The organism is Candidatus Woesearchaeota archaeon (assembly GCA_016188115.1).
Lineage (GTDB): Archaea > Nanobdellota > Nanobdellia > Woesearchaeales > GW2011-AR9 > JACPIK01.
Genome location: JACPIK010000002.1, coordinates 609120 through 628652, shown reverse-complemented (window position 1 = coordinate 628652; position 19533 = coordinate 609120). Strand labels below are relative to the sequence as shown.

20 protein-coding genes and 1 tRNA gene are annotated in these 19533 nt (G+C 38.0%); 9 read left to right on the top strand and 12 right to left on the bottom strand.

Annotated elements, in window-relative coordinates; translation table 11 throughout:
- Positions 1 to 7: 7 nt before the first annotated feature.
- From HYV86_03385 to HYV86_03365, 5 genes are all read right to left on the bottom strand, one after another.
- Positions 8 to 781, bottom strand: coding sequence for an endonuclease/exonuclease/phosphatase family protein (locus tag HYV86_03385; protein ID MBI2572877.1), 774 nt, complete (start codon positions 779 to 781; stop codon positions 8 to 10).
- A 46-nt stretch (positions 782 to 827) separates the two neighbouring features.
- The gene (locus tag HYV86_03380; GenBank protein ID MBI2572876.1) at positions 828 to 1514 is read right to left on the bottom strand and encodes a hypothetical protein; all 687 of its coding nucleotides are present in this window, start codon (positions 1512 to 1514) and stop codon (positions 828 to 830) included.
- 70 nt (positions 1515 to 1584) lie between these two features.
- On the bottom strand, positions 1585 to 2802 hold the full coding sequence (locus HYV86_03375; GenBank protein MBI2572875.1) for a translation initiation factor IF-2 subunit gamma: 1218 nt from the start codon (positions 2800 to 2802) through the stop codon (positions 1585 to 1587).
- 229 nt (positions 2803 to 3031) lie between these two features.
- Entirely contained in the window at positions 3032 to 3220 is a 189-nt protein-coding gene (locus HYV86_03370; GenBank protein MBI2572874.1) for a 30S ribosomal protein S17e, read from the bottom strand.
- Between the two features lie 62 nt (positions 3221 to 3282).
- Positions 3283 to 3933, bottom strand: a complete 651-nt coding sequence (locus HYV86_03365; GenBank protein MBI2572873.1) for a hypothetical protein — start codon at positions 3931 to 3933, stop codon at positions 3283 to 3285.
- A 169-nt stretch (positions 3934 to 4102) separates the two neighbouring features.
- Between HYV86_03365 and guaB the strand changes: the two genes are divergently transcribed.
- The gene (guaB, locus tag HYV86_03360) at positions 4103 to 5542 is read left to right on the top strand and encodes an IMP dehydrogenase (protein MBI2572872.1); all 1440 of its coding nucleotides are present in this window, start codon (positions 4103 to 4105) and stop codon (positions 5540 to 5542) included.
- Positions 5543 to 5609: 67 nt separating this feature from the next.
- Here guaB and HYV86_03355 read toward each other — a convergent pair whose 3' ends face one another.
- The 5 genes from HYV86_03355 to HYV86_03335 all read right to left on the bottom strand — a co-directional run bounded on the left by HYV86_03355 (position 5610) and on the right by HYV86_03335 (position 12447).
- On the bottom strand, positions 5610 to 7982 hold the full coding sequence (locus HYV86_03355; GenBank protein MBI2572871.1) for an adenylosuccinate synthetase: 2373 nt from the start codon (positions 7980 to 7982) through the stop codon (positions 5610 to 5612).
- Between the two features lies 1 nt (position 7983).
- Positions 7984 to 9885 carry an adenylosuccinate lyase gene (gene purB, locus HYV86_03350; protein MBI2572870.1) on the bottom strand — a complete coding sequence of 634 codons (1902 nt, stop codon included), beginning with the start codon at positions 9883 to 9885 and terminating at the stop codon, positions 7984 to 7986.
- Between the two features lie 102 nt (positions 9886 to 9987).
- Positions 9988 to 10524: an oligoribonuclease gene (orn, locus tag HYV86_03345; GenBank protein MBI2572869.1), complete on the bottom strand. Its 537-nt coding sequence runs from the start codon at positions 10522 to 10524 to the stop codon at positions 9988 to 9990.
- 52 nt (positions 10525 to 10576) lie between these two features.
- The gene (gene asnS / locus HYV86_03340; protein MBI2572868.1) at positions 10577 to 11884 is read right to left on the bottom strand and encodes an asparagine--tRNA ligase; all 1308 of its coding nucleotides are present in this window, start codon (positions 11882 to 11884) and stop codon (positions 10577 to 10579) included.
- 41 nt (positions 11885 to 11925) lie between these two features.
- On the bottom strand, positions 11926 to 12447 hold the full coding sequence (locus tag HYV86_03335) for a hypothetical protein (protein ID MBI2572867.1): 522 nt from the start codon (positions 12445 to 12447) through the stop codon (positions 11926 to 11928).
- Between the two features lie 130 nt (positions 12448 to 12577).
- Here HYV86_03335 and HYV86_03330 point away from each other — a divergent pair, with 130 nt between their 5' ends.
- The 5 genes from HYV86_03330 to HYV86_03310 all read left to right on the top strand — a co-directional run bounded on the left by HYV86_03330 (position 12578) and on the right by HYV86_03310 (position 16108).
- On the top strand, positions 12578 to 13030 hold the full coding sequence (locus HYV86_03330) for an Lrp/AsnC family transcriptional regulator (GenBank protein ID MBI2572866.1): 453 nt from the start codon (positions 12578 to 12580) through the stop codon (positions 13028 to 13030).
- A 31-nt stretch (positions 13031 to 13061) separates the two neighbouring features.
- Positions 13062 to 13799: an rRNA pseudouridine synthase gene (locus tag HYV86_03325; GenBank protein MBI2572865.1), complete on the top strand. Its 738-nt coding sequence runs from the start codon at positions 13062 to 13064 to the stop codon at positions 13797 to 13799.
- Between the two features lie 47 nt (positions 13800 to 13846).
- Positions 13847 to 15322, top strand: coding sequence for a phosphoenolpyruvate carboxylase (locus tag HYV86_03320; protein ID MBI2572864.1), 1476 nt, complete (start codon positions 13847 to 13849; stop codon positions 15320 to 15322).
- A 51-nt stretch (positions 15323 to 15373) separates the two neighbouring features.
- Positions 15374 to 15542: transfer RNA gene (locus HYV86_03315), tRNA-Arg, on the top strand.
- 164 nt (positions 15543 to 15706) lie between these two features.
- Positions 15707 to 16108, top strand: coding sequence for a nucleoside 2-deoxyribosyltransferase (locus HYV86_03310; GenBank protein ID MBI2572863.1), 402 nt, complete (start codon positions 15707 to 15709; stop codon positions 16106 to 16108).
- Positions 16109 to 16149: 41 nt separating this feature from the next.
- Here the strand turns inward: HYV86_03310 and HYV86_03305 are convergent, their stop codons facing one another.
- Entirely contained in the window at positions 16150 to 16542 is a 393-nt protein-coding gene (locus HYV86_03305) for a hypothetical protein (GenBank protein MBI2572862.1), read from the bottom strand.
- Positions 16543 to 16664: 122 nt separating this feature from the next.
- Between HYV86_03305 and HYV86_03300 the strand changes: the two genes are divergently transcribed.
- The gene (locus HYV86_03300; GenBank protein MBI2572861.1) at positions 16665 to 17534 is read left to right on the top strand and encodes a hypothetical protein; all 870 of its coding nucleotides are present in this window, start codon (positions 16665 to 16667) and stop codon (positions 17532 to 17534) included.
- A gap of 7 nt (positions 17535 to 17541) precedes the next feature.
- Here HYV86_03300 and HYV86_03295 read toward each other — a convergent pair whose 3' ends face one another.
- Positions 17542 to 18264, bottom strand: coding sequence for a hypothetical protein (locus HYV86_03295; GenBank protein ID MBI2572860.1), 723 nt, complete (start codon positions 18262 to 18264; stop codon positions 17542 to 17544).
- Positions 18265 to 18412: 148 nt separating this feature from the next.
- Between HYV86_03295 and HYV86_03290 the strand changes: the two genes are divergently transcribed.
- Complete coding sequence (locus tag HYV86_03290; protein MBI2572859.1) at positions 18413 to 19015, top strand: DUF483 domain-containing protein; 603 nt, start codon at positions 18413 to 18415, stop codon at positions 19013 to 19015.
- A 52-nt stretch (positions 19016 to 19067) separates the two neighbouring features.
- On the top strand, positions 19068 to 19457 hold the full coding sequence (locus HYV86_03285) for a DUF2200 domain-containing protein (protein MBI2572858.1): 390 nt from the start codon (positions 19068 to 19070) through the stop codon (positions 19455 to 19457).
- The last annotated feature ends 76 nt before the right edge of the window (positions 19458 to 19533 follow it).

Here is a 19533-nt window from a genome sequence, read left to right as displayed (position 1 = left end):
TCTGTGTTTATTTTTTAAATGTAAAATCGATCATCAGTGGCAAATGATCTGAAAACGCGAAATGAAGAACGGAATATCTCTTGACATTGATTTGTTTTGATGTAAGAATATAATCCAATCTTCGTGTGGGGTGCCAAGCTGGTTCAGTAAATGGTATAGATTCTTTATCTAATTTGATTTTATCACTCAGATGTGTTCGTTTGAGCAATTCAGCTATCTCTTCTTCTCCGTTAAATGTATTAAAATCTCCCATTAGGATGACGGGATTTTTGATTGAGTTTACTATATTGATTAATTCTTTAATTTGGAGCATGCGTGTTTCTTTTCCAAGGGCTAAGTGAGCAGCGAGTAGAGTCACTTTATGCGGGCATTTAAGGGTTGCTTCAATCACAACGCGTTTTGTGCCTTCATGCAAAACATGGTATTTATGACTGATTATAGGGTACTTAGAGATGATCGCATTTGCTTGTTTGTTAAGTACTGGAACATGGTGGAATAATTTCAACCATCCTTGTAAGGGATATTTTACTCGTTCAACAAAACTTTTTAGATGAAGACTTTCCTCAACAAACCGAACTTCATCTTTTCCATGGTTTCGAAAAGACCCAGTGTCAACTTCAATAAGAGTAAGAATATCTGGTTTGATTTTTTTAAGTTCTTCAACTATTTCTTGATTTATTTTTTTTGGAGGAAAGAAAATACGCCAAAAGTAGAGATATTGGTACCATATTCCTTCCATTCCTTCACAATATTCAATATTATAGGAAATTAATCGAACCACAATATGATGGTACAAAAAATGATATATAAACTTGCGTTAGTACTGGTTAGTTACTTTTTTGGTCTTTTAATAATATCTTTTTGCCTTTGCGAGTAAGGTTATGTGACATAAATATTAATTCAAAATTTCCATAAATAAAATGTTCTGGTCGCAGCGCAGTTATGGAATGAGATAGTGTGTACACTATTTTTTGAAAAAATGACCGTGGTTTAGTAGAGGAAGTTAATTTTGTTTTATAGCCGGCAGCACGATATGATTCGTTGACTAACTTGCTGCAAAAATAACCTTGTTTGGTTTGGCTAAAGTCCCAATCGTATGCTTTGCCAAGTTGAGCTTTCGCAAATTTGATAGCATGACGTACAAGGTACCGTTTATGTTTTGTTTTTTTTGGAAGGCGTAGAATGACAAGCGTATCGTAGGTTGTGAAAATATGATCTAATGTAGAGTAGCGAACTCCTGTTCCTACTGCTTCAATGCATTTTTTTCTGCCGATATAGAGTGTTGCATGTGTCAATGCTCCACCAATTACGGGGGCAGAAAGCTCATGCAGGTTGCCTAAGAGCAGGATATCTCCTCGACGAAGATGGAAGCGAGTTTGAATTTGATCTTTTCTTGTGAGTAAATTGCTTCGTTTCTGTATTACTATTCCGGTTACAAAATAGATTATGTTGGGAATAATTTTTTTGTAGAAGGGGTAGTTTTTAGGAAAATTAGTGATTAAATGAGATCGCATGTATTATCTAATTAAATAAAAGAAGTTAATAAATCTACTCACGGGTTGTACTCTCTTATTCTCTTAGTGCTTATTTTAAAATTCCGTACCCAATCAATCTAAATCGATCTCCTACTCGACGAGAGATAGTGATACGATCGCCAACACTTGCGCAAATTGGTTTTTTGAGAACACAGGTTGTATTCTTTTTAGAAGGATCAACAACAACGCCCACGGTTGCTGCAGAATTAACATTAAGCATAAGTACTTCTTGTTTGGCGAGGGGTTTTACTTCTGTTTCTTCTTTCGTTCCAACAACGCGTTCGAGTAAAAATGTATCCAACGCAATTTGATAATGGACTGGGGGAAGTTTTCCTGGCTTTCCTACAAGGCATCCGGTAAGAGCATCTGATTTAACGATAGAAGGATCAAGATCAGTTTTGAGAGCCATACTTCCACCAGGCATAATCTCTTCTACTGGTTGTCCCCCTGAGAAAATTTGCACTACTTTAGTATGGAGGGGTTTCCAGATTTTTTTGTTTTTTTCTTCAACCATATATCCTGGTGCAATTTCTACTTCATCGCCAATATGAAAACTTCCTTGTTTGACTGTTCCACCTAGAACTCCTCCGGTGAGCTGGGCAGGTTTAATTCCTGGTTTGTTAATATCAAATGATCTCGCAATGAGCATGCTGGGAAGATCTTTGGTATTACGAGTTGGTGTAGCAATATAGGTTTGGATGGCTTCAAGTAACATATCAATATTGACATTAGCTCGAGCAGAAATAGGGATGATAGGGGCGTCTTTAAAAGGCGTATTGGAAAGGAATTCTCTGATTTCTTGGTAGTTTTGTAATGCTTCTTCTTTACTGACAAGATCAATTTTATTTTGGATAACAATTACGTTCTTAATTCCCGTGATTTGGAGCGCCATGAGATGTTCTTTGGTTTGAGGTTGAGGGCATTTTTCATTTGCAGCGACAAGTAAAAGTGCTCCATCAACAATTGCTGCTCCCGAGAGCATGGTTGCCATAAGGGATTCGTGACCGGGCGCATCTACTAATGAAATTTTGCGTAAGTGTTTAGTAGGTTTATTGGTTTTGAAACTTTTTTCTTTTGTGGTGTAAAAATTATTTTCTTCGTCAAGATAAATATCAAAATCAGCGTAGCCTAAACGAATGGTAATACCGCGTTTGAGTTCTTCAGAATGTGTGTCTGTCCATTTCCCACTTAGACGTTCGGTAAGAGTGGTTTTTCCGTGATCAACATGACCTACTAATGCGATATTTATTTCTGGTTGAGTATGTATGTGTTCTTTTTTTTCAACACTTTTCTTGGCTTGAGTCATCTGGGTGGTGTGAACAGGAGTTTATTTATAAACTCTGCTCTTGTAAGAGAGTACGTTTAGAAAACAAGCGGTAATGATGATTCTTTTTTTTACAAAATTATGGAGGGATGGCTGTTCATTCCAGAGTTCTTCGTGTTACTTTTAGTGTGTTATGTTAATTAGTAAACAGTTAAAGAAAGAAATAGAAAATCTATGCTTCGCGTTTTTTAAGGCGAGTCATGTATCCTGCAATGATATTTCGCAATTTTTTGCCTTGTACCGTGGTAAATTTGTTGGTAAGAAGCTTATTTTGAGTAAAATCTGCAGAGAATTTTTCTCCGTGCATTTTGAGGAGTTCTTTGGTTTTTCGTTTGATACGTGTAGTTTTAATACGTCCCATAATTGGTTTGGAGAGTAGGTTATTTATAAATATTGTGGTGGGGCGAAGAGATATGAGAAATCTTATTGTGCATCTGGTTTGGGCTTATTGAGTTCTGCTTTTAATTGCTCTTCTATCGAAGCCATCTGGCCTATCAAATTAAGTCGTCGTTGTTCGAGTAAATCTCGTACAGCAAAATTGGTTTGCAATCCATACGCAGGAGCTAGTGTTGCAGGATCAACACCTTGAGATCGGAGATAGAGGTCAAGACATTTTTCTTCAGGGAGAATACTACCTTTTGTGATAGAAAGATAGTCTTGGGGATACCCTTGATAAGAGGGGTTTGTTAGTCTGCAGCCAAAGCCAAGATATTCTTGGGTGGTTGGGTCACTAGTAGGCTGAAATAAAAGAACATACGTTAATTCTCCCTCTCTATTTTCTATTCCCTCTTCAAGAATTAGCTTTCTGGTTTTTGGGTCACAGCTGGTTTGTCGAAGTTCTTTTTCTTTAAAATCTATGAAATTGAGATTATATTCTACGGTACGGTCATCAACTACTTTTTCCCAACGGGCGTATTTCAATAATGATGGCGCTTTCTCATCAGAGTTTGTATTGTATGATAAACTTGTGTGTATATCTTCACTTTCAAACCTAGTGTTAATTTCCGTCCTAGAATGGTTATCATCACATCCTAGAACGGCAGCGAGAGTAAGAAAAGGAATGTATTTTTGCATAATGAGGAGGGATGAGGTGTATTTTTAATGTTTTTGTATTTTAGGGTCATATCTGTAATTCATATCAATTACAAAGTGTATTTGGTTATTTTATTCTTTTTAGTCGTGTTGTGTTTCTATTACCATAATCTATATAAGGCATGACTGTGTAGGGAAATTACCGGGTGATATGATGAATCCATTATCTAATCTACGACTCGGTTTAACGTATGCTGATGTGCTTTTAGTTCCAAAACGAACTCCTCTTTCTTCACGTGCTGAGGCAGATGTTACTTCTCGATTTACTAAAAATATTGTTCTGGCTACGCCTTTGGCAAGCGCAAATATGGCAACTGTTACTGAACATAAAATGGCGATTGCGTTGGCTCGAGAGGGGGGAATTGGCACAATCCATCAGTTTAATACTATTGTCGAACAGGTTGAAGAAGTACGTAAAGTAAAACGAAGTACAAGTTATATTATTGATAATCCTGTGTGCTGTTCGCCTTACATTACTATTGCGGATGCAGTTTATATCATGAAAGAAAAAGGTGTTACGAGCTTATTGGTTACAAGCTCGGATGAACTGGTAGGAATTTTCACTTCTCGCGATTATTTATTTGAGACAGATCAATCTCGCAAAGTTCAGGATGTGATGACACCGCGTAATCGCTTAATTATTGCCCAATATGGTGTGCCATTAGAAGAGGCAAAACGAATTTTACACGAACATCGAATTGAAAAGCTTCCTATTTTGCGTGAAGGAAAAGTATTTGGATTAATTACTACAAAAGACCTGCATCGGTTAGAGTTTTGGCCTCATGCTACACGTGATGAGAAAGGTCGTCTTCGCGTTGCTGCTGCGGTGGGAGTAAAAGATACGCTTGAGCGCGCAAAAGCGCTTGTTGATGCAGGGTGTGATTGTATTGTTCTTGATGTAGCACATGCTCATTCAGATTTAGTTATAGAACAGGTCAAATCACTTAAACGAAATCTCCCAGTAGATATTATGGTTGGTAATATTGCTACTGCGCAGGCTGCCCGTGATTTAATTGAAGCTGGCGCAGATGGGTTAAAAGTAGGTATCGGTCCTTCTCCGGTGTGCACAACCAGAATTATCGCAGGGGCAGGTATTCCTCAACTTACTGCTGTTTTAGATGTTGCACGTGTTGCGCAGGAGTATAATGTTCCTGTTACTGCAGATGGCGGGTTAAAATATCCGGGTGATGTAACAAAAGCATTAGCTGCCGGAGCAAGTAGTGTATTTTCAGGCACTTTATTTGCGGGAACTGATGAATCTCCTGGGATGATTATTCTTAAAGATGGAAAACGGTACAAAAAGTATCATGGAAGCGCATCGTATGAAAGTAATCACACTCGAACAGAAACGAAGTTAGGAAAACAAGTCAAAGAACGTCTTGATATCTTTGTTGAGGGTGTTTCTTCATTGGTTGATTATAAAGGTCCAGTGAGTGAGGTCGTAAGCAGTCTCGTACATGGTCTTAAAAGTGGGTTGAGTTACTGCGGTGCTCATACAATCAAAGAGATGCAGGAAAATGCAGAATTTATTCAAATTACTGGTGCTGGTTGGGAAGAAAGTAAAAGTAGCGGAATGAAGACCAGCGAGTAAAATGAATAAAATTAGGATGAATAAAGTAAATAGTCGCTTTTTTTCTTTTTCTCTGACTGGATTGTCTTTATTCTCCAAAAATACTTTGTTTAAATTGTTCTAAATTCTCAAAAATATCTTTTGTTTCTAGTCCTTGCGCGAGAAATTCTTCTTTGGTTGTTAATCCGGTGAGAACAGCGCAAAAACGAATTCCTGCATTCTTGCATGCAGCAAAGTCGTCGAGATGATCTCCTACTGATACTATTTCTTTTATGCCAATTCCTTTTATTTTAAGAATTTCAAATGGTTCACGAAATACTGCGGGATTAGGTTTGCGATCTTCTTCTCGTTGTGGCGCAGTAAGAAATTCGAATGGCACAATGTATCCTGCTTGATTAAGACGTTCTTGAGCCATTTTAACTCGGTTGGTGACAATTCCCTGTATAATCCCCTCTTGTTTAAGTTGTTTAACTACATTGTTTCCTTGTGGGGTACTCTCAAAGTGCAGATCTTTTGCAGTACTTCGATATCTGGCTAAAATAAGATTGGCAAGGGGTTCGGCGTTGTAATACCCAATAGGGTTGGGGAAGAGTTTAGTAAAAATTTCTTCAAATGGTAAATTCTCTTTTTGGATACTCTTAATGAATGAATCTGAGGGAATTTCAAAAGAAATATTTTTGGCAACTTCTTGTGCTGTTTTCTTTATTAATTCAAAGACGAAAGTGTTGGTACTTAGAAGGGTGTTATCAAGATCGTAAATAACTGCTTTATATTTTAGTTGTGGGCTGTTGGCTTGACTTTGTGTGTTAGTGTTGTGGTTATGTGTCATAGTATATTGCTCCTGACTTTTCATTTGTGAGTTATTATTTTGTGGGTAATTATTATTATTATTATTATTATTATTATTATTATTCTCGTTATTACTATTGCTCTTAGGGTCATTTTTATTATAGAAATTATCTTTCTTTTCTTCTTCTCTCTTGTTTTCTTCTGCTACTTCTTTTTTAGTATCTTCCCAAGAACATTTTCCTTCACGTGAAATAATCTGTTCTCGTTTTGGTCCTACCCCCACTGCGCAGATTTCTGCGTTTCCTTGTTTTTCTATTTCTTGGATATAGAGTTTAAGATTCTGCGGAAGATCATCCCAACGAGTACAGCGTGAAATATCTTGTTTCCAACCGGCGCAGTGTATCCATTCGTATGGAACGCATTGAGAGAGTATTTTGTCATCGGCAACGTATTCTTGTATGATTTTTCCCGTAAAAAATATTTCTCCATTATATTCTCTGGATGGTCCAAGATATTTGTAGGAGATACAGAGAGGTATGGTCTCAAATTCGGAAAGGATGTCAATCTTGGTGAGAATGCATTTAGGTCCATTAATTTTGCTGGTGTGGCGAAGCAAGACCGCATCCATCCATCCACATCGTCGTGGTCGTCCAGTCGTGGAGCCAAATTCGTTTCCCTGAGTTCTGATTTTTTCACCTACTTCATCAAACAATTCGGTGGGAAATGCTCCAAGTCCAACTCGGGTGATATACGCTTTGATGATATTATATTCTTCATCAATGATAGGGAGACCTAATCCTACATTCGCTCCTCCCCGACTGGGATTTGAGGATGTAACATAAGGAAATCCTCCGTGATCAACGTCTAATAAGATCCCTTGTGCGCCTTCAACTAAAATTTTCTTCTCTTTTTTACACAATTCGGAGAGAATCATTTCGGTATTTGCAACGTATTTTGAAAACTTTTGGAAAATAGAAAGATACATCTCTGCGATGATTTGGGCAATTTGATGGATAGTGCAGCTAAGTATATTTTTGATATACTCTTCTTCCTCTTGAGCAGAGATTGTTTTGAGAGTCTTTTGTTTTTGTAATAAGATCTCAGCAAAGCGTCTTTTTATTTGATCATTGGAAAAATAATACGTGCTCTCTAGAATTTTCCATTTTTGATTAAGGGAGATAGTAAGTTTATTTTTGAAAAGTTCAGGATCGTTAAGGTCATTTATTCTTACTCCACAACGATCAAATTTGTCTACATAACAAGGTCCAATTCCTCTCATCGTTGTTCCAATTTTAGTTGATCCTGTTGCTGCTGTTTCTCGTGCTGAATCAATGATAATATGGGTAGGAAGAATCAGATGGGCATTTCCGGAAATATAAAGAGAGGAAATAGCATACCCACGTTGTTGTAATAAATTTAATTCTCCAACTAGTACGAAAGGATCTATAACCATTCCTGATCCTAAGATTGAAACCATATGTTTCCAAGTAACAGCTGATGGAAGCAAATGAAAAATATGTTTTTCTCCATTGAAGTAGACTGTATGACCTGCGTTATTTCCTCCTGTTGCTCGAGCTACTACGTCAAAATGCGGAGCCATCCAATCAATGATTTTGCCTTTTCCCTCATCACCCCATTGTCCTCCAAAAACCCCGATAATTTTTGATTTCATCTTAGTTCTTCTCTGTTGATGATATGTTGGTAACGGCTGTGAACGGGATGTTAACTTGTGAGAAATATTCTACAAGAGGTATTAATTCAGATAATTGATTGATATGATAAGGGGTTTGTGCCAGTGGTTCTTGCAATGCAACATATTTTATGGCTGTATTTTGGTTGCTTTGATTAAATACATTCTGATCTTGATCTGTGTTTTTTCCTACAATGATGGCTGTTTGATTTTTGTCTATTATAATTTGATTTACTTCTTGTGAAGTATACACTTTTGAAAATCTTTTTTGCAACCAGTAGGGGACGTCTATTCCTCTTATTTCCAGTCCTCTTTTTTCTAACATTTCTATAATTTTAAGCTCTGGTAAATCATTATTTATTGAATCGGGTACGTTATTTTGCGAGTTAGTGGTTGCTTTAAAACAGTGAGGGAAATTTAGGATGATAGTTGTAATTGGCACATTTGGTGAGTGATATTTTTCACGAAAATTGTTCCACCGTTCTAGCGCAATATCCACTAATCTTGTACAAAGACCTAGATAGGATTCAAAACTCAGGTTAGTAAGACGTCGTTTTGTTTCTGTGGTTATGGGGAGTTGTGTAATGTGTTGTTGCAATTCTTCTAATGTATACATTTTTCCCTTGGAAAGATCTTTTACCATTTCATAGGGTTTAGGGTATCCTTCTACTCGTAATACACTTTGAATTGCTTCACTAAGAATAACAGCGTTGGAATACACTTCGTCTTTCATTAATGTGCGGTTAGGTGTAATTCTTCCAATCTCTTGTCCTAAATGCGTTAGCGCAACAAAAGAATGGGCGATGGCTTCACCGATTCCCCGCAATGCCTCGTGATCAGAGAGATCGCGTTGCAATCTTGACATTTGAATTTTGTTCATAAACCCTATTAATTTTGCATTTGCTTCTCGAGTACTGCCTTCGGCTACTTCTAATCTCCAGGGGTTAATTTTTTGCGGCATTGTGGAAGAACCTATTTCGCTGGTTATATTTTTTTGAACAAGAAGCCCTTGGGAGATATACATCCACAAATCGATGCACAGATCACAAATAATATTATTAATACTCAGAATAATGCTGCATAATTCTACTATGCCGTCATGGGGTTCGATTTGTGTGGTGAGAAGATTTGGACTAAAACCTAATGAAGTAATAAAATTTTCAGAGAATGCGATCCAATCAACTGGTGCGGCGCTATATTGCATAGCAGCAAATGTTCCTACAGCACCATTTAATTTTGCAGGTAGTTTATATTCTGTTAACCGTGTCAGATCTTTGCGGAGTCGTTCAAGAAAATTGGCAACCTCTTTGCCAAATGTGGTCGGTACAGCGGGCTGACCATGGGTTTTTGCGAGCATTATGCTCTCTTTTTCTTGAAGGGAAAGTATGGAAAGTGAATCGAGAATATTTACTAATTCAGGAATGAAAAAAGTTCTAAGCCCTTCTCTGATCATAAGATTATGGGCAATGTTATTTACATCTTCTGAGGTTAATCCAAAATGGACAAATTCTTCAATATCTTTTAATGTTGAGGTTTGTATTTTTTCTTTAATGAAATATTCTACTGCTTTGACATCATGATGTGTTGCTGAAATTGTTGACGTACCAAAATGGTCTATGTTTTGAATATGTATTGCATCATTTAGACTAAAAGAGCTAAAAATTGAACGTAAGAATTCTTTTTCTTGGGGTGTAAATTGACGTAGTTGAATAAACGCAGGAGTTTGACTTAACGCGATGAGATATTCTACTTCAACAAACACTCGGAATCTATGGAGTGCGAATTCAGAGAAAAATTGTGAAAGGGGTTTTGTAAAAATATGGTGCCGTCCATCTATGGGAGAAATTGCCTGGAGTGTATGGATTTGTAAATCCTCAGAGTTCAATACCTATCACCGTGGTATTGTTGCGTAAGACTGCTTTTTATACTTTGTTATTATCAAGAATATATGGTTTGGGCGGTATTGGAAAATGTTCTTATATGTTTTTTATTTTAAATAATGTATGGTGTAATACTTCATCTCTTCTATTGATTCTTTAATATCATCTAAAGATCGATGTGTTTCTTTCTTTTTTGGGATAGCTTGCTCGCCGTGTTTACGTTGAATGAGCTCTTTAATGGTGCTGACATCAATAACGCGATAATGTAGATAGTCATTTACTCTGGGCATGTATTTTCGCACAAAACTACGATCCTGCCAGATAGAATTGCCGCAAAGTGGGGAGCTTTGTGGTTGAGTGTATTTTTTGATGAAATTGAGTAGTTGTGATTCTGCTTGTTTGAGTGTGAGTGTTGCATCGAGCGCTTCTTGGGTGAGTCCCGATGCTTTGTGGTGTTGCTTGCACCAATCGTTCATTTTTGAGAGCTGCTCTTTTGTGTGATGAATAATGATCGGACCTAATTGTGCGACGTGATTAAATTGATTGTCAGTGATGATTACGCTGGCTTCAAGAATCGTGTCAACGTCGGGGTCAAGACCAGTCATTTCTAGATCGAGCCAGACAAGGGTGTCTTTTTTTGACATGAAGGAAGGAAAATAATTAAAGAATATAAAAGATACGTTTTCAACAACTCTCTTACGGTTTATACCGTTCCATGTTCCTTGGGAATGGAATTGCGTCTTTAATATTATCCAATCCGCAAATCCAGCGTACGATACGTTCAACGCCCATGCCAAAGCCGCCGTGTGGTACGGATCCATAGCGACGGGTGTCTAAATAAAATTCGTATTGAGTTGGGTCTTCGCCTTGTGCAATAAGCCGTTCTTTAATTTTGTCTAAGTCTTCTTCACGTTGTGATCCCCCAATAATTTCACCATGGCCTTCAGGTGCTAGAAAATCGCATCCTTGTACGGTACGAGGATCTTTTGGATCTTCTTTCATGTAGAACGCTTTGACTTTTTTAGGATAGTTAGTACAAATGATTGGTGTGTCGTAGAGAGTGGTAAGATTCTCTTCTTCAATGGTACGTAAGTCTTTTCCCCATTCAATGTCCATCTTGAATTTTTCTTTGAGAATTTTGAGGGCATCTGTATAGGTGATGCGGGGAAATGGTTTTGTAAGTGCTGGTTCAAGTTTCGTTACATCACGACCCATGATTTCAAGGTCCGGTCTATGTTTTTCAAGAACACGTTTGAGGATGTGTTTTAATAGTGCTTCACCATGGTTTTGGATGTCAGCAAATTCTGACCACGCCATTTCCATTTCAGCGTGCCAATATTCAGTAAGATGACGTGATGTTTTAGATGGTTCTGCGCGAAAGCTTGGTGCGATCGTGTAGATTTTCTCAAGTGCAAAGATTGCTGGTTCAGCGTAGAGTTGCCAACTTTGAGAGAGAAAAACATCTTTTTTATCAAAGTATTTAACTTCGAAGAGTTCGGAGCCACCTTCACATTGAACGGCTTGAAAGATAGGTGAATGGTATTCATAGAAACCTTGGCCTTTGAAGTATTCATCAATAGCACCAAAGATGGTGGAACGAATCTTGAGCATTGCTGTCATTTTACGACTACGTAACCATAAGTGCCTATTGTCAGCAAGAAATTCAACGGATTGATCTTTAGTGATAGGAAAATTTTCAGATTTGCCAACTAACAAGTAGTCTTTGACATGAAGTTCAAAACCGGTAGGGGCGCGTTCGTCTTTTTTGAGTTCACCTGTAAGTGTCATGCACGCTTCGACTTGGACATGATCAATTTCGTCCCAACGAGTTTCGAAATCTTTTCTATCAAGAACACATTGAATGATGTTGGAAGAGTCTCTTAATGTAATAAATTTAAGCTTGTTGGAGCCGCGTTCGCGATGCACCCAACCGCGAATAGAGACGGTGCCTTGACCTTGTGTAATGGCTTGTTGAATGGAAAGGAAATGGGGTGTGGATGTCATATTTTTCTAACCTCGTGTGGCATTATAAAAACCTTTTCTTCTTAGGGTGGGTGTTTTCTGATCCGTTCCGTTCCGAATTCACGCTGTAAAATAGTGTATACTCCTTCTCCTCTCAAATGCATCGAGGTTCGCTGTGCTTCTTCACCACTTCCTCCAATGGAAATATCTACACTGGCAAGCGCATCAAGACCCTCATCAATAATGAGTGCTTGAATTTCGTGTTCTGCTGATGAGTGGTACATCCATGGGGTACAGGTTTCTCGATCCATGCCTTTAGGAGTTCCAGCACGTAGATCATACCGCTTTCCTTGCGCTCTTGAAATTCCTAATACTTGCGAAAATAAGTCTCGTTGGGAGAGACGTCGTGGTTCACACGCTGTTACGACGCCAATAAATCGTCCTTCAAGACCAAAATAGTACGCACAGACAACAGTGATTCCTTCGGGAAGAGTTCGTACTTTGGTTTTTCCTTCAGTGGCGGTTTCGTGAATGTAAAATCTAGGTTGAATTCCTAAATCCGCTGCATGGCGGTAGACATATTCTTGTTCTGGATGTAATTGCATTTCTGTACCCTTCCTCTTGCTCTTCATTGAGTTCATTACTGGTTCTGCTATTAAAAGATATTTCATTAATTATGGTAAAAAATGCGGAAAAAACATCAAATTTATATAAAAATGGAACATTTGTTCCATAATGGTATATGAAATCGACGAAAAAGATCGTAAAATCATCGAGATTTTGAAAGATCATGCAGAATATACGACCCGTATTATTGCAAAGAAGACGTTATTGCCGATTACAACAGTGCACAACAGAATTAAGAAATTACAAACTGAGGGAATTATTCGTAAGTATAGTGTGAAATTAGATTATGAAAAATTAGGGGAAAACTTTCGAGCATATGTTTTGATCTCTGTGAATTTGCATCTGCTTAAAGAAAAGAAAAAAACACAGCATGATGTGGCGAAAGAATTGAAAAAAATGCCCTTTATTGAGAGAGCAGATATTGTTTCTGGTGGTACAGATATTGTAGCGTTGATTAGGGTTCATGATGTTAAAGAATTTGATGAAGTGCTTTTAGGTAAATTGCAACTTGTTGAAGGAATTGAGAAGACACAGAGCTTAATTGTGATTCATCGAACGTAGATTTAAAAGTCTGAGCCGTTTTATCTCTCCTATGCGCACCCAACTTCACCGAGCTCTTTCAAAATTAGGTTTCTGTTCTCGTGCACAGGCTGTGCCATTAATCAAAGACGGTAAAATTCGTATCAATGGGATTGTGGCAACTGGTCCTTTAGTTTGGGTGGATATGGAGAAAGACAAGATCACAATTCAGGGTGGTATTGCTAAAAAAGAAGGAGATGCATTAAAAAAACCGGTATCCATGGCTTTGAATGCTTCTCAAAAAGTATATTATGCGTTTCACAAACCGAAGGGATATGTCACGACACGCGATGATGAACAAGGTAAGCAGACAATCTATGATTTATTTCCTGCTGCGTTGAAAGATCAATGGCTCTTTGCTGTTGGTCGATTAGATAAAGACTCTGAAGGACTGTTGTTGTTGACCAATGATGGGCCATGGTCACAGGGATTATTAGATCCTGATTCTCATGTTGAAAAAGAGTATTTAGTTTGGTTAGATCATGAGTTAGCAGAGTATGATCGCAAGCAGTTAGAGAAAGGAATCGTTTTGGATGGGGAAAGAACCTTGCCATGCGTGATTCGCAAGAAAACAGATGGTTGGTCAATTATTTTGCAGGAAGGTCGCAATCGACAGGTGCGTAACATGTTTGCATTCTTTGGGTATAAAGTATTGCGGTTAGTACGAGTGCGGATTGGGATGTTGGAGTTGGGACGATTGGAAGTGGGAAAAGTAGAGAAGATACGACCAGAATTGGTAATCAGAAAATAACACCAAAAGATACCTTTATTAATTCCATTTTTCTTTCATATACTTTGATGACGGTGATGAAAATTCCTCGGGTGATGTCGACGCAACACCCTGATAATGTGACAATTCCTTTCTTTTCAGAAAAGTCAGTTATGGAAGGCGAGGATGAAGTCAAAGAAGCCTATTACTCATTTTCTAATTTAGGTGTTGATGAACAACTTTGGGACGCAGAAGGTAAAGAAGTAGATGCGTTTGTAGTTAAGAAGTTACTTTCTCGCTATGAAGATTATTTTCGCAAGAATGTGCTGGGTCAAGATAAATTTTTGACGTTTCGTGTACCTAATCCTGATGTAGAGAAGAATGATGGGAAAATTTTACTTGAATCTCTCCACTCGTTGCCACGTAATTTTGATTTAGGAAATTTGTTTTACGGTAAACCTATTGCACCTGTTTTTGAAGCAGTATTGCCTATGTGTTCATCTGAGAAAAGTCTAATTCGGATACATGAATATTACAAACAATTTGTGATTAAAAGTCAAGACCGTAAATTGTATGATGACGATATTACTCTTAAAGAATGGGTTGGTCCTCTTCATCCTACTGATATACGAGTGACTCCTTTGTTTGAAACGAAAGAAGCAATTCTCAATGCGCATAGTTATGTTGAAAAATACATGAAACACGAAAAAATCAAAGAGCAACAACGGGTGTGGTTTGCACGTAGTGATCCTGCACTTACCTATGGCTCAACTGCAACAGTTCTCTCGGTTAAGATCGGTTTGCAGCGACTCGCAGAGTTGGAAAGAAAAACATCTGTGGAAATTCTTCCGATTTTGGGTTGTGGCTCGGCGCCATTTCGTGGAAATTTTACACCGCTTAATGCTCATAAGATGGTTGCAGGGTATCCAAGTATGCAGACCTTTACTGTGCAGTCTGCGTTCAAATATGATTATGATGCGCGTGATGTAGCGAATGCTGTTGATATGATCAAATCTGCTCCACGCACAGCTCCTATGCCAATAGATGAGAAAATGGCGTTGCCGTATATTGAAAAATTAGAAGCAGAGTATCAAAAACAAGTCAAATTACTTGTTCCTACGATTCATCAAATGAGTGTGCATATTCCACAGCGGCGAAAACGTAAATTACATATTGGGTTGTTTGGGTATGCTCGTGGAAATGGTGCGTCGTTACCTCGAGCAATTCCGTTTTGCGCTTCGCTGTATTCTCTGGGATTGCCACCTGACATTTTAGGTGTTTCAATATTATCAGGAAAAGATTTGGATCGGATGCGTGAGTCGTATCATAATGTAGATAATGATATCAAAACCGCATTGCAATATTATAATAAAGATAACTTGTCTTATTTTCCTCAACCGATTCAGAAAGCAGTCAAAAAAGCGCTTACTCTCTTTGATTATGAAGTTAATGAAGAACATGCTGCGATGTCAAATCGGATTTTGACTTGCGTTAAGAAGAATGATCATGCAGGATTACATGAAGGGATTTTGGCAGCAGGAAGAATAAGACGATTTTTGGGATAAATTTTCTCTTTTACAAGGTTTTAAAAAATACGTAGTGTTTTGTGTTATTGCGAGCCAGTCGCCTAGCCTGGACAACATTTTAGGCAAACTAAATTGTCAAAGTTGAAGGGTACATAGGGCACAAGCCTCCTATTCTCTTTTTGAGAAGAAGTAAGCTTGTCTTCGGGGGTTCAAAACAATCTTTTGGAAACAAGAGATTGGGAACGTCCTCCCTGGCTCGTGTTTTTACTGATTATTTACAAACCTCGAGACCCAATGAAGAACTCCTGAGTACTTCCATCATGGAATATCTACAAGACCTGAGGGCGAGAATGTTTTTTTGCTTTTTTCGAGACTGATTCGTGACAGTGAAGATTTTTAAATCGGGTAAGCTTGTTTTCTATTATGGCTGATGTATATCTCTCTGTGGCAAATACGACTGATTGGTCGCGTCAATTTGCTCCTCGTTTAAGTCGGGCTCTGGAAGCGAAGGGTCTTTCATGTCATTTAGCTCAACGCGATGCTAATCAATTTAATATGCGTTTGCAGGTGCAAACAGCGGATATGCAGGCGTTGCAGGGTTGTAAAATAGTTGTTGCTGTTGCTGATGGGTTTACGGCAAATTGTGGTGCTGAGATAGGTTATGCTTGTGGTATGAAACGTCGTGTATTGATTTTGACAACAGGTCAATCCAAATTGCCATTGATGGTCGAAGGCATGGCTTCCCAGATTCTGAAAGTAGAAAGCTTTGATGCCATTAAAGATTATATGGATAATTTGGTTGCTGCGATTAAGAAATCAATGTGATCTTAAAGAATTAAAATTTTCTTGTTGTGATTTTAATCATTTTATGCAGGTACTAACGATTCTAATCCAGAAAGTCTCTGTCTTTGTGGTGCAATTCTTCCATTGGGTTTTTTGAGATATTCGTTTCTCCCCTTCCATAAACCAGATCTTTTATCCAATCCTCTTTGTGTGTATCTTTCAACTTCTTCTGAGGTGGGGGGTCTGATTCTGGATTGAGCGAGGTCTTGGGCAATGAGTAATGGTAAGAAGAAAAAAGAAATCTGGATGTCTATCTCGGGGAAGTGTTGACTAAGATACTCTTGGATCCTATTGTCATCGCCTCGTGCTGTAGTAGATAATCCGTGATTAAATGCAATTTCATACTTTATTTCTTTACCTATTCTCCATTCATGGTAATTTAATGCACGATAGACTATTTCTAGGGTTAATCTCATGCTTATTCTCTTTTTGATGTATTTTTAAAATCTATCAATGACTAATCTCTCAGTTTTCTGACTTTTATGTCGCACTTTTCTCATAAGATTAATATTCTTTAACGTCTTATTCTTTGATTACTATGTACGGTTGTCGCAGTAGCTATGGTGGGTCACATTCGTCGTCTAGATACTTCTCTGCGTTATCTCATTCTCCTACTGGTGGATCGTCTGGGTTGGAGAGAATTGCTTATTCTGCGTCTGCTCTGGTATCTGGTGATCATGCGGGCAGCTATGTACATTTTCCTCGCATCATGCCTATGTCGCCAATCTCTATGAAAGAATTATCTCATTCGTCTGAACCGTCTGTGCGGTACAATATGGCTGCTGCTTCTTGCTCTGAGAGTTCATATTCCGCATCTACAAAAACTCACTATGAATTATTCACGCCACACAATGAATATCATTTTCAACCTGAACAGTTTTTAGAGAGGGGAAAAGAGGGTGGTTTTGTAGGAAACGCACAAGAGATTCGTTCTTTTGTGGAAGAGGCGTTTGAGAATCTGATGGAAACGCCTTTTCCTACAGACATTCGTTTGACGGTTTGTGATGAGACAGAGTTTCGAAAACTAGCTCCTCACAAAGGAGTAATTGGTTTGTCGTTTAATCGTCATAAAAGTGGGATGGTGTCGGAAATTTTTGTACTGGAAGGCTCGTTAGGTAGGGTGTTGTTAACGGTGGGACATGAAATCGGACATGTGTTGAGTCATTCGTTGAAAGATAAAGCAGTTGAAGAAGCCAAAGCCTATGCTTTCTCATTTGCTTGGATGGATGTGATTAAAGAATTCAATATTGCTGGTTTGGGTAATGCGTTGGTGACAGAGTTACCTGCTCTTAATGGTGTGCATGATAAAGGCTTTGAAATAGTTTTACGTGGAATAAAATCAGGGAAGAATGCATGGGGTGTGTATGAAGAGATCATCGAAGATGGGTTGGGGATTTTGATTGCGTAATCTCTTATTATTTTTGATCTTGAGCAACACGTAGATAAGAACTAGTCAATGAAATTATTTCTACTGATTGATCTTTTCCTTCAAATTCGTTATACTGTGGTACTTTATACTCTGGTAGAATTGCCATGGTGTAAGGTTCTTCTCCTCTTGCTTGTGAGATGAAATATCCTAACGGTAAAACAGTATTTACATCAGGTCGCCAGAATGGTTTTGTGGGCACATGTGCAGCACCCAAAAACCCTACTATCTTTGCTAATGGGTTGTGAGAATAAATTCTTTGATGGATATTTTCTGCGATTTGTTTATTGCGACCAGTATGGTCTCCTCTTTTTTGGTAGCTAAAATCATCTACAAAGTGAACTTGATATCCTAATTTATGGGCTTCTTGAATTGTTTCTATTAGTTGACTTGGGTCAGAATATCTTGCAACAGCTTTTTGTAGTTCTGGAATGGATTGCGGTAACGTATCTGCTAAAGGTTGTAACGCTGAATCAACTTCTAATACTAAATGTGTGTATCCTTCTTTTGCAAGCGCAGGTAAGATATTTTTACGGAAAATAATATTATCTTCTGTGATATAATGAAATTCTCCTATTAACACTGTTCTTTTGTCTTGTGAGCCATCAACTACTTTTTGCGCTATTGATGATCGAAATGAATCGACTGTGTTTGCGCTAGAACAAGCCATTACTGTGCTAATTATTGTTGCACTCAAGATTTTTTCAAGCATGTTTTCAAATTCTATTATGTTTTTTATAAATTTTGCTTATTTAGTCCCTAGAAAGTAGTTATCGTTTACTTTTCGATTTAGGAGTCAAATATTCTGTCTCTGCTCAACACCATATAACTATAAATATCACCTCATTCTTTTTGGTCGTATGCCTTCGTTATTGTATGACTTGACTCGTACGTTTGGGTCCTATTCTAAAGCGCAGGAGATTTTATTTCTTCTCAAAGATGTCAAAGAGGTTGTGCGGCATGGTTTTTATGAAGAACAACTTGAGAGAGTAGAAGATTTTTGTGCAGCTCATAAATTAACTTTGGTTAAGTCAACATTTAAAGTGCTTCTTGCTGATGCACAAGCGTATTCAAATAAAGGGGTTCGTGTTCCTGCTGAGGATTCTCGTGATGGGATGTATTTTGTTTATATCTCCAAAGATGATGAGAAAGCGTATCTTGCTTCGTATTATGAATTGATGAACGATCAAAAACAACTTGGTCTTTTGTTGGGGTATCCGGAATGTTGTGTGGAGTTTTTCTGTGCAAGCTTTTCTGCTAAAAATCCTAATCCGCAACATGCAGCACTTAACCCTTGGACGAATTTGTCGAAAAGGTCTTCTGACTGTGTGCTGTTATCTCATTTTCCATGCAGCTCACGTTGTCCATCTAGTATTACCATGGCACGGGCATTTCATAATTTGATTAAACAAGAAGATCCGGTCAGGGCAGATGAGATGTTTACGGTCTTGCAGGAACTTTAGGGTGTTTCTACATAAGAAAAATTTAATAAGTTTTTATGAGTAGTTTTTTTGTATGCATAACAAAGAAAAGGAGAAGCCTCGAATTTATATAATCAGTTTTGCCAGTGTTTATCCGCTTTATGTCGCTAAGGCTCAGAAAAAAGGACGCACAAAGATAGAAGTCGATGAAATTATTCGTTGGTTGACGGGGTACAGTCAAAAAGAACTAGAGGTCCAACTTGAAAAAAAGATCAATTTTGAGATGTTTATTGCTCAAGCTCCTCATCTTAATCCTTCACGAGTTGCGATCAAAGGGGTGATTTGCGGAGTTCGAATCGAAGACATTGAAGAGTCAACTATGCGAGAAATTCGCTACTTGGATAAGTTAATCGATGAGTTAGCAAAGGGTAAAGCCATGGAGAATATCTTACAAGAAAATCAGCGAGAAAGCCTCGATCTTTAGATCGAGGATGAATCGCAATTTAGCGCTGATTTTCTGTTCCAAAAACTCATCATTGTAGCGAGGGGCGTAAAGCCAC